Origin of the sequence: Paenibacillus sp. ACRRX (assembly GCF_022346885.1) — a bacterium.
In the GTDB taxonomy this organism is placed as follows: domain Bacteria; phylum Bacillota; class Bacilli; order Paenibacillales; family Paenibacillaceae; genus Paenibacillus_B.
The window spans coordinates 339870-355366 of sequence record NZ_JAKRNK010000001.1 but is presented as its reverse complement, the minus strand read 5'-3'; the positions used below and the strand labels follow the sequence as shown (position 1 = coordinate 355366).

14 protein-coding genes and 2 tRNA genes are annotated in these 15497 nt (G+C 44.4%); 4 read left to right on the top strand and 12 right to left on the bottom strand.

The window, feature by feature from the left end:
* Window positions 1-132 precede the first annotated feature (132 nt).
* Window positions 133-294 (top strand): DUF3006 domain-containing protein, encoded by a 162-nt coding sequence (locus MH117_RS01565; protein WP_239326698.1) that lies wholly within the window; start codon window positions 133-135, stop codon window positions 292-294.
* 45 nt (window positions 295-339) lie between these two features.
* A complete protein-coding gene (locus MH117_RS01560; protein WP_239326696.1) occupies window positions 340-1059 on the top strand; it encodes an AAA family ATPase in 720 nt (239 codons plus the stop codon).
* 89 nt (window positions 1060-1148) lie between these two features.
* Here MH117_RS01560 and MH117_RS01555 read toward each other — a convergent pair whose 3' ends face one another.
* The 8 genes from MH117_RS01555 to MH117_RS01520 form a co-directional block, all read right to left on the bottom strand.
* Window positions 1149-2171: a S8 family peptidase gene (locus tag MH117_RS01555; protein WP_239326694.1), complete on the bottom strand. Its 1023-nt coding sequence runs from the start codon at window positions 2169-2171 to the stop codon at window positions 1149-1151.
* A 244-nt stretch (window positions 2172-2415) separates the two neighbouring features.
* Window positions 2416-2871, bottom strand: a complete 456-nt coding sequence (locus MH117_RS01550) for a hypothetical protein (RefSeq protein ID WP_239326692.1) — start codon at window positions 2869-2871, stop codon at window positions 2416-2418.
* 70 nt (window positions 2872-2941) lie between these two features.
* Complete coding sequence (locus MH117_RS01545; protein WP_239326690.1) at window positions 2942-3490, bottom strand: hypothetical protein; 549 nt, start codon at window positions 3488-3490, stop codon at window positions 2942-2944.
* 66 nt (window positions 3491-3556) lie between these two features.
* Window positions 3557-4126, bottom strand: coding sequence for an RNA polymerase sigma factor (locus MH117_RS01540; protein ID WP_239327724.1), 570 nt, complete (start codon window positions 4124-4126; stop codon window positions 3557-3559).
* 560 nt (window positions 4127-4686) lie between these two features.
* Window positions 4687-4773 (bottom strand) — tRNA-Leu (locus tag MH117_RS01535).
* 358 nt (window positions 4774-5131) lie between these two features.
* Window positions 5132-5218, bottom strand: a tRNA-Leu gene (locus MH117_RS01530).
* A 137-nt stretch (window positions 5219-5355) separates the two neighbouring features.
* Window positions 5356-5580, bottom strand: coding sequence for a hypothetical protein (locus MH117_RS01525; RefSeq protein WP_239326688.1), 225 nt, complete (start codon window positions 5578-5580; stop codon window positions 5356-5358).
* Window positions 5581-5700: 120 nt separating this feature from the next.
* Window positions 5701-6027, bottom strand: a complete 327-nt coding sequence (locus tag MH117_RS01520; protein ID WP_239326686.1) for a hypothetical protein — start codon at window positions 6025-6027, stop codon at window positions 5701-5703.
* Between the two features lie 269 nt (window positions 6028-6296).
* Here MH117_RS01520 and MH117_RS01515 point away from each other — a divergent pair, with 269 nt between their 5' ends.
* Complete coding sequence (locus MH117_RS01515; protein ID WP_239326684.1) at window positions 6297-6944, top strand: DNA uptake lipoprotein; 648 nt, start codon at window positions 6297-6299, stop codon at window positions 6942-6944.
* Between the two features lie 179 nt (window positions 6945-7123).
* On the opposite strand, the gene MH117_RS01510 is transcribed toward MH117_RS01515, so the two are convergent.
* Window positions 7124-7762 carry a DedA family protein gene (locus MH117_RS01510; RefSeq protein WP_239326682.1) on the bottom strand — a complete coding sequence of 213 codons (639 nt, stop codon included), beginning with the start codon at window positions 7760-7762 and terminating at the stop codon, window positions 7124-7126.
* A 196-nt stretch (window positions 7763-7958) separates the two neighbouring features.
* Between MH117_RS01510 and MH117_RS01505 the strand changes: the two genes are divergently transcribed.
* Window positions 7959-9083, top strand: coding sequence for a YkvI family membrane protein (locus tag MH117_RS01505; protein WP_239326680.1), 1125 nt, complete (start codon window positions 7959-7961; stop codon window positions 9081-9083).
* A 35-nt stretch (window positions 9084-9118) separates the two neighbouring features.
* Here MH117_RS01505 and MH117_RS01500 read toward each other — a convergent pair whose 3' ends face one another.
* From MH117_RS01500 to MH117_RS01490, 3 genes are all read right to left on the bottom strand, one after another.
* On the bottom strand, window positions 9119-12778 hold the full coding sequence (locus MH117_RS01500) for an AAA family ATPase (protein ID WP_239326678.1): 3660 nt from the start codon (window positions 12776-12778) through the stop codon (window positions 9119-9121).
* Window positions 12775-14121, bottom strand: coding sequence for a metallophosphoesterase family protein (locus MH117_RS01495; protein WP_239326676.1), 1347 nt, complete (start codon window positions 14119-14121; stop codon window positions 12775-12777). Before MH117_RS01495 ends, MH117_RS01500 begins: the two co-directional genes overlap by 4 nt.
* Before the next feature lie 203 nt (window positions 14122-14324).
* Entirely contained in the window at window positions 14325-15455 is a 1131-nt protein-coding gene (locus MH117_RS01490) for a glycosyltransferase family 4 protein (protein WP_239326674.1), read from the bottom strand.
* Window positions 15456-15497 lie beyond the last annotated feature (42 nt).

The following is a 15497-nucleotide window of genomic DNA, read 5'->3' as shown; positions in this document are numbered from 1 at the left end:
ACTAAACGTTCATTCTGTACAAATACTGAAAATGGAAATTGGCTAGATATGCTCATCTAACGTACGGTCGCTATATTGCTGAGCCTATGTTAAACTTTGAATATCTAATCCGTTCATAGGAGGTACTCTTACATGATAAAAGGAACAATTAATCGCTTTGAATGCGATATTGCAGTAATTGAAGTAGATGAGCATTCGATTGAGTACCCAAAACATCTGCTCCCCCCTGGCACAGAGGTTGGAGATATTGTTGTTATTGAGGGCAATCGTATATTAGTGGATAAACAACGTTAGTCAATTGTTTGTTGAATCTATCCTGCTTGGAGGGAAGATTACTTCATGTCTTTGAAGAGCTTATATCTGCTGAAAGAGAAGATGCATAATTATCAAAGTTATCCCTTCTCCCTGCCTCTAATCAAGAGATTGGACACCCTACATTTTTCAAGCAATGTTACCTTTTTTGTTGGCGAAAATGGCTCCGGAAAATCCACCTTGCTTGAAGCAATTGCCTATCAATGCGGATTTAATACAGCTGGTGGTGGTAGGAATAACACTTACTACGTGGAATCCTCTGAGGCGGCATTGGGGAATTATGTGCGGCTGTCATGGTTTCCTAAGCTGACAAACGGCTTTTTTATGCGCGCAGAATCCTTTTATGAGTTTGCTACACATATCGATGAGATCGGCATGTATGAAGCGTACGGAGGACGTTCCCTGCATACGCAATCACACGGAGAGTCGTTTCTCAGCCTGTTTAATCATCGCTTCAGAGACAGAGGCATTTATTTGCTGGATGAGCCCGAAGCTGCATTATCTCCTGCAAGGCAATTGGCATTGTTGCGTATCATTAAAGATTTATCCCAAGATTCGCAATTTATTATAGCCACGCATTCTCCTATCTTAATGGGATATCCAGACGCTCAAATTATTAATTTTGACAGTCATCCAATAGCTCAGATCCGTTACGAAGACACCGATCACTATCAAATTACTAGAAAATTTCTAGAAAATCGCAAATCGGTGCTCAAACATTTATTTGAGGATGATTCTGAAGAATAGCACATATCACTTAACCACAAATAACAACAACGCAACCTCCCCTTCAGCCTGCTTTGCACTGAAAGGGAGGTTGCGTTGTTGTCTATACCCTATTCACTATAATGAATTGCCTTTAAAGCATTTATTAATCCGTGCCCGTACAGGTTTTTCTCCCCCATTTTACTGGCAGTATGAACAATAATCGAACGTATCTCTCTGTTGTCTAGGTTAGGCTTCGCTTCCATGATTAATGCGGCTGCACCTGAGACATGGGCAGCTGCCATCGAAGTCCCAAGCGTCATTGCATATTGATTATGTAACGTCGTACTATAAATACTTGCACCCGGGGCCATTACATCTAATTCTTTTCCTCTACCCGAATAAAAGGTTCTCTCATCTCTGCTATTAATCGCTCCAACTGCAATCACTTCTTTATATGCTGCGGGATATTCAACCGTATTTCCTTCATTAAACCCATTGTTGCCTGCCGCCGCTATAAGCAGCAGCCCTTTATGGTAAGCTTTCTTTATTATTTTCTTCAATGCTAGACTGTTTTCTTTTGTTTGGAAACTCAAATTCACAATATCCATATCATGATCAATTGACCATTTAATCCCCTTAACGACATGGCTGATGTGACCATACCCTTTTGAATCTAGAACCTTTATGCCATATAAACGGGCCTCAGGTGCAATGCCTAACACACCTATATCATTAGGAATAGCACTGATAATTCCCGCTATCTCCGTTCCATGGCCGTAATCGTCCATGAAGTTAGCGCTGCCATCGATCATATTGACTCCACCTGCAATCGAGAGATCATCATGTGTATAATCGATACCTGAATCCACGACACCGATCCTTACTCCTTTACCACTATAACCCTCATTTTGAGCTTCAATTGCTTTGACTTTTTTCATCCCCCACTGAATTTCTTGTTCCTTATTAACAAGAGATGGGAGCAACGTTTCACTTTCCAAATTCGTACTCAATCCGGGCAACACATGGAGTAATATATCGGGTTCAACAAATTCAATTTGTGGATCCATTTTAAGCTTGGCAGCTTTAGTTTCTGATAGCTCAGCAAGTATCATCGTCAAGTCTGGATATTCTTCTACAATCTTACCTTCCATGCCAAAGATTAATCCGTAATTGATCTGCGCTTTAAATGAAATGAAGTACCTTGTGTTCACCTCTTGAGCTGATAAAGAAGACGGAACTATTATAGAAACGATGAAGATGCAGCTGATACAAGAGAACCAAAGTACGTTCCTTATTATTTTCATATGCTAACATTCCAATCATCATTATTAATACGTTAATGGAGTTATAGAACTATAGATATAAATAATTACCAATATAAAGAAGGTTCCTTGACTAGGTCTCGTTCTTGGCCAAAGAAATTAAATAATCACAAAGCTCCGTCTGCATCCCCTGATCTCTCATGGCTGTAATTAATGATAGAGGAAGGTCATCATCCGTATTAAGCAAGATGGTCAAGATCGAGTTTTTTACGTCGTTGTAAGTGATCGTACTGTCTTCGTATAAGAAATCAGTCGAATAACTCTCAGAACTTTTAAACGAAACTGGAAGTGTATTTCCTGATCGTTTTTCAGATAACACCATAAATAGTCTCTTTATTTGAAATTGCTGTTCCGGAGTTATATGGTAAGACAAAAGAAAATCATAATAAGGATAATTTCCGTTTGATATTTTGCAGATCGCTAACCGAACTACTTTATCCTCTAATAATTCAATCTTATTTTGCAGTGTGAGAATGACTTTGTTTTGTTGAACGATCATTTCTTCCAATTGCTTTATTTTAGGATCCAACATGCTAACCACCTTCCTAAAAACATGCAGAGGGAGAAGCAGTAGTTCCCCCTCCCTATGTTCACACCTTTTAGAGGAGCAATAAGTCAACTGTTGCAGCAATGGCTTCTGCAATCGCTACACCGTACTTATCTGGAACACCTGCCGCACGGAGACCGTCAAGCAGAATCGTTCTGATCGTCGCAGTTGCATAATCGCCCAATTCACTGATTTTACCAATGGCTTTATCTATACCATCCGAGATTTTGTTCGTATTTTTAGATAAGTATTTTGCCGTGTCCGCATCAAGCCATTTTACAACATGGGATAATGCTTCCCCGCCATATTTAACCGCATTTTTAATAACAACAAGGGCACCTCTTACTAGGAATCCTAGCTTACCTGCTGCCTCAACAGATCCTTGCACACTTACAGCCTTAACACTGGATACAACAGCTGTTTGAGGTGATGCTGCAAAAGCTTGTGAAGCAGGAAGCCCAATTGCACCAGCCAATAATAAGGAAGACATTGATGCTAGAAATAATTTACTCTTGAACATGACATAACCTCCAACTATATAAATTTTGACTTTATATTGAATGGCGGCCACCAATTCAAACGATCCATATGTTTGACTCATATGTTTCTATCCTAAAGACAACCAAAATCAAGAATATGCAACAGGTAATGTGACCATTTTTCAAAATTAGACCTGAGGTCGCACACTGGTGATGAAACTTTTATGTTTAAGCAGCATTTTTAAGGCTCTTTGCCTTGCTCTCGTCAAATAAGATCGAATATTAGCCTTTGGTATTTTCATCGAGCGAGAAATATCTTTATCGTCCAAATCTAAAATGTATTTGTTGTATAGCAGCATACGATCTCTTTTGGGCAGCGCTGAAATAATCATACTTACTGAACGAAGCCCTTCTTTTGTATTGTACATGTCCTCAATACTAGTCTGAGAGTCACTTACCCATTCCAAATCTTGATAACAATTCGTGGTATGTTTTTTATTTTTAGTGTGCTTTTTCAAATAATTAAGGGCTGTATTTCGAGTGGTTTGGAGTATATAGGAGACTCTTTTGCCGGGATCTAATGATTTTAGAAGTGTAATTTTTCTAATTAAGCGAATAAAGGCATCTTGGATGATATCCTCTACCACACTATGATCACGTGTAATCTCAAAAGCTATTTTTCTCATCATGGGGTAGTATCGAATGTACAGTTCAGTAACAAACATACCTTCATCCTTTTTATCCCGTTGGGACAGCATGATAGGCAACGTTTATCCCCTCCTACTCCCTTACCTATAGTTTTAGACCATCCGTTCTTAACGAATCGGCTCTATCCTATAACCTCTTAATGCTTGTACTTATCGTCAGTACACAACTAGGATTTTACTAAAACCCTGCATATATCACCCCCTTTATAGTGGATAATTCTAGAATGATAAAAATGAAAAACGAAGAAAAGGACATATAGAGAATGAAATTCCGCCTGCTATGAGGCAATGAGGGAAATGTCGCATCGTTAAGAAATGAAGAAGTTATTATTAAACTGTGGTTAATTTTGAAAATAAGTGGAGTTCGTATTTGTGGGTACTAGAAAATGGATTGAGGGAACTTACGATTAAAACGAGAAGATCAAATATCGGTGGTTAAATTAACATAAGAGTATTTCGAATGAGAGGAGAGTTCAGAAGATAATCGAAGTTTACTTAAAAGTGGATGGGTATCTGCTTAATGGTAAACGATCCAGTATACAAACTCTAAACATAAAAAAATCCACAAAATGCTATTCAGCATCCTATGAACATTCTCGTTCTTATAAAATTGGTGCAGTCAAGAGGACTCGAACCTCCACGCCCTTGCGGGCACTAGAACCTGAATCTAGCGCGTCTGCCAATTCCGCCATGACTGCATGTTGTATAATAGAACATTGTATGTAACTTCTGACTCATGAAGAGAATCTTCAACGCGTCTCTTAACTGTATGTCCAGTATGTTCTGCGTTACTGTTAATCCGTTCATCGCTCGGTCACAAGAAATAATATATCACGTCACGAGTTGAGTGTCAACATGTTAATTCCATTTGTTAATGAGCTGCTGTCTAACTATTCGTCTATGGAGCGAGTTCAATCCAATCCCTATTGTTCCATCGCTGAGCGTTTTCATGTATCCCCAAAAGCAAACTATTTATAAAAAAGTATTGAAAATACCAAATAAAAAAAGTTCACAAACTGCATGCACAGCAGTTGTACGAACTTGTTGTTGATAAGATGGTGCAGTCAAGAGGACTCGAACCTCCACGCCCTTGCGGGCACTAGAACCTGAATCTAGCGCGTCTGCCAATTCCGCCATGACTGCATGTATGATATTCAATAACCCACCAATATTATGAACCAATATAATTGGGCTTAGGAAATATATATTATCATACTTACTCCATCCTTGCAATATATTTTTCTCACTATTGGCTAACATTAGGTCATACCAACAGCTGCTTACTCTTCCAATAAACCTGGGGGCAGCTTTCGAGGTTCCTCAATCGGCTGCACGAGGTAAGAACGCTTCAACTTAACAATACGACGATTCGGTTTTCTAATCATTATACTGTCGTCGTCCCAAGCAACCACAATTCCTTTTACATCATTAATTTCCAATAGATCACGTACTACACGCACAAGTATGCCCTGCTGCCGATATTGATCTAATAACTGCTCGTCCATTACGCTTATTCCTCCTTATGCCTATATGCAAGTACTCTTCTGTATATACGAAGGACCTGCGGCAAACTAACCCACAGGTCCATAACTATCGTGTCCCGCTAATCAATGAACATTCTTTAATTAATGTCCTACGTGTTCCCGCGAATCGTTCTTCTCAAACCAGTAATCCAGCACTTTGGCTGACATTACTCGCTTCTCGATATAATCTGCCTGCTGTACCGAAAATAATTGACGCCATGTCACATTCAGCTCGTTACATAGTTTGACCACCGTCAGCAATTCTGACCACGCCACATAGCGTTTGTACCAAAAAAATTGCGGGTGTTCAATCATATATGGGTACAGGTCATCGAACTCTGTATGCTTGCAATCAAGCGCGCGTTCAAAATGCACCTTCGCATCCGATACTTTACCTTGCAGAAACTCAGCCGTCGGCTCATGAACCATCCTCTTCGCCCCCCTCTCAACACTTACTCTTATTATATGCTATTTGCGCCAAAGGAGAAAAGCAGACTTTTTATTTAGTTTACTGCAACAAATGAGCTGGAATCACGTCTTACTAATGTAGAACACGAAAAATGGGTACTTCCTTTGAATAAAGACTCAATAACGTCGTTTTTGCACTAATTCAACCTCAGGTCGAAGTTGATTCAAATATTTGTAACAGGGTAATATGATGTATGTCCGTCGCGAGGCGGTAAAGGAGGAACCGAAAGATGCAGCGACCCATAACGAAGAGTGTTCAAGTGCTTGTAACGAGCGCATTGTTCATCTCCTTAACGCTTGGGTGTCAATCCGTTAACGACAGTGTGCCCCCGCATTCCACAGATGATGTCTTATCCGGTCAAAAGGAAGTGTCAAATTCCATTCAGGATTCGCCCCACTCGAAATCTGAGAAGACTGCAATTGCATCTAGTTCCAAGGATGCATCATCAGATGCAGCGAACCAGAACCATCCTGAATTTGACTTTGATCGCAAAAACATGAAGCTGAAGGGCATTTCTTTATCGGATACGGAGCAGGATATTACCAAAGCGTGGGGAGCACCGGATACACGTTATACGATGGATGAGGCAGATCCAATTGAAGTCCTGGAGTATGAAGGATATTCTTTTGGTTGCAATTCCAAAGGACATGTCGCCTTTATCGAAGTTTCCGGGTCCGGAACTTCAACTGGCATTATCGGCCTTAAAGTTGGTGATCACGATTCCTCCGCTGTTACAGCCCTTGGCAAGCCTGATCAAGATACTGGTTATGTATGGAGTTATAAGTCTGGCAATGCATTGCTGCGACTTGACCTTGATCCGAAGACAAGCAAGATCCAATCCGTCAAGTTATTTCCACACCAAAGCAGTGCCGCGTAAATTACATTTACCAGCCGCTATGTATACGTAACGCCTTGAGACACTACAAGTGTCATCAAGGCGTTTTTGGTTATACATCTGCTATACTACAAGCACAAATAAGATATACCATTCCTATTTCAAGTTAATCCAACGTATTTATGAAAGAAATCTCCCATTCAAGAACGGGCAATATATGATTACTGCGGCTCATTAACTGCCTGTTTGGGCTGTGACGCACGCTGCCGCTTCTTCTTATGTACAAGGAAAAAGACCAGTATGATAAGTCCTGCAATGACAAGCGCAATCAGAAGTGTAGGTCCCAACTGTTGATGGAGCCATTTCACCGTTTCTTTCCAATGCATTCCTACAAAATGACCAAGCGTCAAGAACGTCGTTACCCATATGACAGCGCCCACAAATGCAGATGCTAAATAAACAGGGAACTTTAAACGGGACATGCCCGCAAAATAACACGTCAAGTGTCTGAATCCCGGTACAAAATATCCAAATGCAATACTTATAGGGCCATACTTTTTAAACCAAGCCTCTGATTTTGCCAAACGCTCCGGTGTAAGCTTCACCCATTTCCCATAACGATCTAATAGCGGTTTGCCGACTTTCCGTCCTACCGTATAACTAATCAGCATCCCTGTCATACTGCCCAGTAAACAGACGATAAACGCCTTGATATAATGAAACGGTCCACTTGCCGTTAAACTGCCCACAAAAACCATAATCGTTTCATCTGGTACCGGCAGACCTACAATGCCTAAGGCCAACAGTACGAATAAAGCCATATATCCATAATGTGATATTATCCACATGATATCGGACATGATGTTGCCTCCCCTTTATGACTATCAAGCGCGCCATTTATTGATGAATTCCCATTATTTCAGAACAACAGGAATATTGTAACATATATAGATAGGCATGTCCTTTCATGCTCCTGCATACAGTCTATTAGTGCCGTACAAGCCTGAGATTCGAGCTGTTCGTCACCTAGAAAGGCGTTGAAAGGAGCTTACAAGAATGAAGTTTATGCTGCGAGTACTCCAAATCTCGTTTACTTATATCGGAACAGTCGTGGGAGCTGGGTTCGCCACGGGTCAAGAGATTCTCCAATTCTTCACAAAATTCGGTAAAGTGGCCCCCTTCACCATTCTGATTGCAACAGTAATCTTTATTTGGCTGGGTACAAAATTGATGCTTATATCACACCGAATTAAAGCACGTTCATATGAGGATGTAAACATCACATTGTTTGGCCCCCATGCAGGTCGTCATATTAGTTTATTTACATTAATTGTTCTGATCCTCGTCAATAGCGTTATGCTTGCCGGTGCCGGCTCCGTGTTCCATGAACATCTCAATTTACACTATCAAACAGGACTGCTAATTACCATCGCAGCTTCCTACTGGGTGATTAATCGTGGCATGAACGCCATTTTGCATTTGAACTCCATCGTAGTGCCCACCATGCTGCTGTTTACGATATTTATTATGTGGCACACAATCGAACTGCCCAATACGATGCAGGCATTTACCTTAGTGACAGATAAGCCGCTGTACGCAGCTTGGTCATCGTCCCTATTGTACGGAGCTTTTAATCTGGCTATGGCCCAAGCTGTACTTGTCCCTTTAGGCGCGTCTATGCCCGATGAGCGCTGCATCAAATGGGGAGGATGGATCGGCGGGATACTGATCGGCTGCATGCTGTTTGCAGGTCATTTTGCCTTATCTGCCCATATGCCGGGCATTACACAATACGACATTCCGATGGGTCATATTGCATACGGATTAGGCTTTGCCATCCAAATGATATATATCGTGCTTATTTTTTCTGAAATATTCACCACATTTATTGCCGATATATATGGGATCACGCTGCAACTGCAGCATAGAATCCATATTCCTTCTAAATGGATCATCGCAGTCATCATGCTGTTTTGTTATTTGATGAGTCAATTCGGATTTAAACCCTTGGTATCCTATTTGTATCCGCTTTTCGGGTTGTTCAGCGTCGTCTGGCTAGTTCTTTTAATTCGCTTGCCAATGAACAAACCAATTCCTCATCAGCCAGTACCTCCGCTAGAATCTACTACTGAGGCTTCATGGGCTTGGCTGTCAAAACAAAAAAATAAACCTCGCGCTTGAACGACGCGAGGTTTATGTTAACTATTTTTAGCTCTTTATAACTTCATGACATGAACGTCTGGGATCACTTTCTCAATAAGCTCTACCATATAGGAGTGACACGTTGTCCAAATAATTTGATGCCGGCGCATAATATCAGGCATGCAGCCAACTGTCTGCAACAGCCGCTGCTCATCAAAGTTGACCAAGATGTCATCCCAAATAAATGGCAGCGCTACGCGTTCCGACAATACTTCTGCCAATGCAAAACGCATCGCCAAGTATACCTGTTCAGCCGTTCCGCGACTCAATCGTGAACTATCAATTAATCTACCGTCTTGATGCTCTACGACGATGCGCTGCGTCCCAAGCGGGGATACGATTCGAATATACTTTCCAGCTGTCATAGCACGGAAATAGTCTCCCGCACGCTTAAAGACAACTGGCTGCTTCTCTTCCTCATATCGTTGCCGCGTTCGCCTGATCAACGTCTTGGCTAATGCATATACAGCATATTTACTTGCTTGCTCGTGCAGTTCACTTTCTAAATCTGCTAACTGCTGCTGCCACTGTTCACCTTCTACTTCCTGCTTTAACCGTTCTACCTCTTGCTGCAGTCTTCCTACACGCTGCTCACTGTCTCGTATCTCACCGTCCAAAGTGTCCATACGATAAAGCAGATCGTTTCTTCTTTCCTCCAGCTCTCTAGCATCGAATTGCACGAGAAGCTCCTCTACGGGTGCAAAGGCTTCAAGTGCTCCTCCTCGATAACAAGCGGCTTCCAGTTCACGCAGCAAATCGCTGCAATAAATGTATCGATCGGCATGGCTGCGAGCCTGCGCGAACGCTTCTTCGTCCTGTGCACCCGCTTCAGCGTACAGTTCATTAAGCTTGGCAAGCAGAATTGATAGCTCTGCCAACGCCTGACGTTGCTCTTCAGCAGCATCAGACAGCGTATGCTTTAATTGCCGCTGCAGCGCCGACTGACGTTCCTCCTGCTCGATCCGATCACGCAGAGCGGACAAAATAGAATGAGTTGAGCTAAGCACGCTTACTAATGGCTCCTCGGTGACTGGCTCGCTCAGTTCCCCCAACGAAAGAGATGCGACATCTGGTCTAGTTGGTTCGTCCCACGCGAGCATATTGGCATCCGGCAAGGCTGGTTCTGCCCTCACTGATGCCACTGGCTCGGTCGACCTGTCAAGCAAGGACTCAGCAGTGACTGCTTCGCTGGCAGTCGCTGCTGTGTATCCCACGGCTGCGGCTAGCCTTGCGCAAGCGTCTGTGTACTCGCGCACTTGTGCAAGTACACGCTCTTCGCGTGCGCGCAGCCGTTCACGCTGCCGCTGGCATTCCGCCGCCTGCTCGACGCGGCGGAAGTGCTCCAGGACGCTTGGCGGGCTCCAGTGTGCTGGCAGCCGTCGAGCGCTCAGCCATTGCTGCCAGGCGACGGAACAAGCCTTAAGCTGTCCGCTCGCCTGTGAAGCATCATTCTCAGCGGCCGCAACTAATCGCTTGGCCGATTGCTCGGCATCTGAAGTCGCCTGCTGCCGCAGCACAAGACGATCATGCTCTCGCATCCAGGCTTCCACCGCATCAATGGCTGCATTCAGCTCATCCAATCGTTTAAGCAGGAGTCCTCCCAGTTCATCCACATCCTCTTCCTTAAAGGACGTACCTCTTCCCTTAGCGGAGTGGATATGACGAGTACCATCGCGATCGTTGCTACTCAATCCATTGTTCGCGGCTATTTTGAGTGTGGCAGAGCGACTTCGACTAGGTGTACGTTCGTATACATCATTCTCAATAGGAGCAGCTCCTCTTTTTCCTCCCCCAACTAGTCCGGCATCCTGATTATCAACTGAAGCATTTGGTATACCTGTATCAGGGTCATTCCTATAATTTGCTTCTGTATGCTCACGCACAGATTCTGCATTATTATTAGTATATTGGCTATTGGACACACGATTCTTGCTTGGCACTGAACGAGACAAAGCACTTAATACAACTGCCAGTTGTTCTTCTAATTGCATGGCTAGATGATCTGCTTGCTGAATCTTATCCGCATCAAATCGATCAACCACGCTGCTGTGCTCGCGCAGGGCTGCCTGTGGACGATTCATCCAGAATAATGTGGCTGATAGAATGGCAAACAACAGGACAACTGCCGCCCCTAGCCACTGTCCCACAACAGCCAGCGCAGCGGCAGCAGCCACAGCGACAATCGCCATAACAAGTGTCGACCAGCTTCTGCTTGCCATACCATTTGCAGTTCCTCTAGCTTGCTCCATGACGTGAGAAGGAGATTCCAGCTGACGAGACATAACGAGTTGTACAGCCTGCTGCAGCATATCCCGCTTCCGCTGGATGCCATGCAGTATCGTGTCCTGCGGTGAGAATCCACTGTCAAGCACACCTCGTACTTGATGCTGATTCATAACGGTTGCTGCATGATGCTTGGACTCTAACACGACACTATACTCTCGGCCAACACGTGTCCTCGCTTCTTTCATTCGCTCCACTTGCGCAGTCAACTGCTCCAACTGTTTTCCTTGACCTCGTACGGATTCAAGAACAGACTGTGACATATCGCTCGATAACAACATCTCCGGGGTCCAAGTTCGATCCGTCAACCTTGCAAGCCGCCATAGCTCGTCTTCCGCTAGCTCCCGCTCTGTTCTTACTTCGCTGGCCTCTTGCACCCAGATGTGGGCCGTTTCAGACATACCGCATAAACGATTAATTTCTGCCGCATGCGCAAGCAAGCTCGCATTTGGCTGCACAACTTGAAGCTGATGCTCCACATGGCGTTGTTTTTCTTCCAGCTGACGGATTCGGGCTTCAACTCCTTCGCTGGACTGAAGTAATCGCTGCCATCGTTCAGCCCATAACGGCTGCCATCCTGACATCTCTGGAAGCTCTTCTAATTCACTTCTTACAGCAACCAGCTTGATCCAGGCGTCGCTGACGTGCAATGCACGCTCTGCAAGCGCAAGCTCTTGCCGCAGCTGCATACGTTGGGTCAACTGATCGGAAGTTGACTCGTTGGCGTTATCCAGTTCGCCCCTCGCCGCCTCCAATCGCTGAACATGTTTATTACTCACCTTCCGTCTTCGCTGAAGCTCATCCACGTTCTGCAGCGTGTAATACATCGCCTGCGTACGTCCACGCGGCTTGAACAGCTTATCCATCTCTTGTTGGAGCCAGCGTTCGCTATCTGCAATGGAAGACACAGTGTCAAACCCCGTATCGTATAGATGAGCACGCAGTTCATCACCTTGAAGCGTATGTATTGCATGCAGCTCATCCAACGTAACAGCAAAAAGCTTCCCGTACATCTCACTGTTTAATCCGCCAAGCAATTCCTTTTCCAGATCTGACTGCTGTTTTACCCTTACTTGTCCATCGTGCTGTATGTATTGTATCGACTCATAAATACCTTGTGTGCGCTGCAGTCTTTCGATTTGCCATCGTCCACCTGCCCCATCAATAACCGACATGCGCCCTCCAATGGGAGAGCCGTCAAGAGACTCATATCTGTCCCCCCCGGTGTGACGTCTTGGAAGACCATAAAGCATAGCTCGAATAAATGCAGCAAGCGTACTTTTCCCGGCTTCATTCGGACCTACAATAACCGCTAGTCTTGCTGCAGGAAACTCAAGCGAATATTGTTGAAGTGCACCGAAGGACTGGATATCGATTCGCTCAATCCTCATAACTTATCGGTCTCCCCCTCCAGCATCCCAACGACAAGATGCATCGCCTCTTCCAACCATGCTGCTCGAGTCGATTCGGGCTGCTCCTCCAGCCATTGCACAAGCCGTCTCTGCTGCAGCATGGGCCCTATTGCTTCGTCGATGAGGCTTTGCATGCCCTCTCCCACCTCTGCATGCGATTCGGCCATTCGTACAAGGTCGCCGATAAAATGTTCTGATTCTCGCCAAGCCTCAATATTCGAAACTGCACGACTGTCTACTCGGAGTTGGACCGGCCATACCAAAGACTCCTGATGTTCCAGTCGCTCTTCTTCCGCTTCTTTCCATGTTTCTTCCAACTCTTTTAATAAAGTTCCGGAAGTGAGTTCGTGATGTATGGATGTTCTGCCAAAAAACGTAATACGTGCGAGTGTGGTCCGACCTTCAGCGGCTTGCCGCATCTCGTCCAACGTAGACAACAGCAAATCCGACATTTCTTGTCTGGATCCCACTGCTTCTATGGATATTTTACAATCAAGCCATCGAACCGTATCTAAGGGGTGAAACTGCATGGATATACGATTATCTTGCTCAACATCAACGACATAAGCACCCTTTTTCCCAGATTCTTTGACATGCCTGCCCTGAATATTTCCGGGGTATACCATATGTGGATATTCATTTGCGATCTCTCGTTTATGAATATGGCCGAGCGCCCAATATTGATAACCTTTAGCTAGCAGCTCTTGCTTCGAACAAGGAGCGTAGGGATCATGCTCCTCTCGTCCGTCAAGTGTGCCGTGCAGCATTCCGATTCGAAACAGCTTAGACATAGTGGGAGCACCGTCATTATATTCAGCATCGGTCTCATTCCGTTCGGCTTCCTTCTCAGGATCAAACGGATATAAAGATGCCAGATTCGTGTATACAGCTTGTGATCCATATGACATCCCTGTTACGACAGCCACCCGCTCTCCATGACGGTTCTGAATAAAATGGCTGTCCGGCTGCTCGGTTCCCATCACAGTTACCCCCTCCGGCCAGTTCCATTTGTTATCCGATGTTAAGGGATCATGATTGCCATGAATCATAAATACGCGCACACCTGCTCTGCACAATCGTTCCAGCCCTTGCTGCAATCGCCACTGTGCGCGAAGTGACCTGTGGGCAGAATCATGCATATCCCCGCACAATAGCACTGCATCCGCTTGCTTCTGTATGGCAAGCTCGACCAATTGGTCCCATGCCTGAAAAGTGGAGGCGATAACCTGTTCCCGTAACGTATCAGGTATATGAACGAGCCCTTTGAAAGGACTGTCGAGATGTAAGTCGGCTGCATGTACAAATCTTAATTTGCGGGTCATAAAAGTAGTCCTTTCCTTGCTGCCATGTTCGTCCTAAACCAACTGCCTATATTATAACGTATCCTTAACAACAAGAACACACGTACGCCATTCTTCTTAATTTACGGATTCTATCCCTGTATTAGCAATACTCTTTATTATCAATTCTTCTATTAAGTGCGCCAAAAGGCCGACACATCGAGCGTGCCGGCCTTTTCATTCTATTAGGATACGGGTTTATATTTTACATAAGTGCATTTTAATTCATTTACAATCCGGCTTAAAGAGTAGGTTTGCTTTGCCTTGGTCCAAGCTGCCCGCGCCAATTCATATCGGAATGAAGAATCCATCATTACACGCTCCAATGCATCACACAGTGCAATGGGTTGATCCGGCGGGACAAGCAGTCCATTGACACCGTCTTCGATCTGCTCGGGAATCCCGCCTACTGCGGTTCCAACCAGCGCAAGCCAACAGAGGGCCGCTTCGGCAAAAACGGACCCAAAGGCTTCTGCCCGCGAAGGAAGGACAAATATGTCCGAGAACGGCATAAATTCCTCTGGATGAAGCATATATCCATAAAAAATAGTCTCATCGTAAATACCCAAGCGCTGAGCCATGTGTTCTAGATGTTCCCTTATGGGGCCGTCACCAATAATATGTAACACATATGCGTGCCCACGCCGTTTTAACTCCGCACAGGCCTCCAGCAGAATGTCCATCCCTTTAGCTGGTACAAGACGAGATACCGTGATTAGCTGCGGAACTGCATTGTCGTGCGCAATTGGCTTAAAACGTTTCTCATCGAATCCGTTTGGCAGTACAGTAATTCGATCAACCTCTTCCACATAATGGGTCAAATAACGCTTAAATGCCTCCGACACTGTCATCATCTCATCAACTTGATACTCAAGCTCTCGATACAAAGAAGTCAAGAAGCGGTGCTCGGGCCCATCCGTTTGGATCTTTCCATTCAAAATGAGTTCGCGCTCAAAGCTGGAGTGGAGCGTCATCACAATCGGCGTATCTGGAAATAACCGTTTCATCGCTAATGCCGCAATCGGATGATGGGCATGTATAAGATCATATGATTTCTGTATGCGCAGCTTCGTCCACCATACATAATCACGATAAGTCTGCATGTACTTTTGAACGATAGGAGAATGTTCGTATTCTGTCCAGTCAAAAGTTGCAAATGTTAGCTGTTCGGAACCCTTGCCCCGAATACGCTTCGGAAGAGAGAACAGTTCCATTTCCCAATTTGGCGTTTGAAATCGCTCTAAAATATAAGGAACCATGGAGGAAACCCCACCCGGTTGTTCCGGAGGGAAAAACAAAGCCTGTAAAATATTCATCGCTGTTCCTCCTTTTCTTCGCTTTTCGCCTACCATTGTTTA

Bases quoted from the DNA above. Each gene is read 5' to 3' on its own strand.
- MH117_RS01565 (WP_239326698.1), top strand. From the start codon at position 133: ATGATAAAAGGAACAATTAATCGCTTTGAATGCGATATTGCAGTAATT.
- MH117_RS01560 (WP_239326696.1), top strand. From the start codon at position 340: ATGTCTTTGAAGAGCTTATATCTGCTGAAAGAGAAGATGCATAATTAT.
- MH117_RS01555 (WP_239326694.1), bottom strand. From the start codon at position 2,171: ATGGAAGGTAAGATTGTAGAAGAATATCCAGACTTGACGATGATACTT.
- MH117_RS01545 (WP_239326690.1), bottom strand. From the start codon at position 3,490: ATGAGTCAAACATATGGATCGTTTGAATTGGTGGCCGCCATTCAATAT.
- MH117_RS01540 (WP_239327724.1), bottom strand. From the start codon at position 4,126: ATGCTGTCCCAACGGGATAAAAAGGATGAAGGTATGTTTGTTACTGAA.
- MH117_RS01525 (WP_239326688.1), bottom strand. From the start codon at position 5,580: ATGGACGAGCAGTTATTAGATCAATATCGGCAGCAGGGCATACTTGTG.
- MH117_RS01520 (WP_239326686.1), bottom strand. From the start codon at position 6,027: ATGGTTCATGAGCCGACGGCTGAGTTTCTGCAAGGTAAAGTATCGGAT.
- MH117_RS01515 (WP_239326684.1), top strand. From the start codon at position 6,297: ATGCAGCGACCCATAACGAAGAGTGTTCAAGTGCTTGTAACGAGCGCA.
- MH117_RS01510 (WP_239326682.1), bottom strand. From the start codon at position 7,762: ATGTCCGATATCATGTGGATAATATCACATTATGGATATATGGCTTTA.
- MH117_RS01505 (WP_239326680.1), top strand. From the start codon at position 7,959: ATGAAGTTTATGCTGCGAGTACTCCAAATCTCGTTTACTTATATCGGA.
- MH117_RS01500 (WP_239326678.1), bottom strand. From the start codon at position 12,778: ATGAGGATTGAGCGAATCGATATCCAGTCCTTCGGTGCACTTCAACAA.
- MH117_RS01495 (WP_239326676.1), bottom strand. From the start codon at position 14,121: ATGACCCGCAAATTAAGATTTGTACATGCAGCCGACTTACATCTCGAC.
- MH117_RS01490 (WP_239326674.1), bottom strand. From the start codon at position 15,455: ATGAATATTTTACAGGCTTTGTTTTTCCCTCCGGAACAACCGGGTGGG.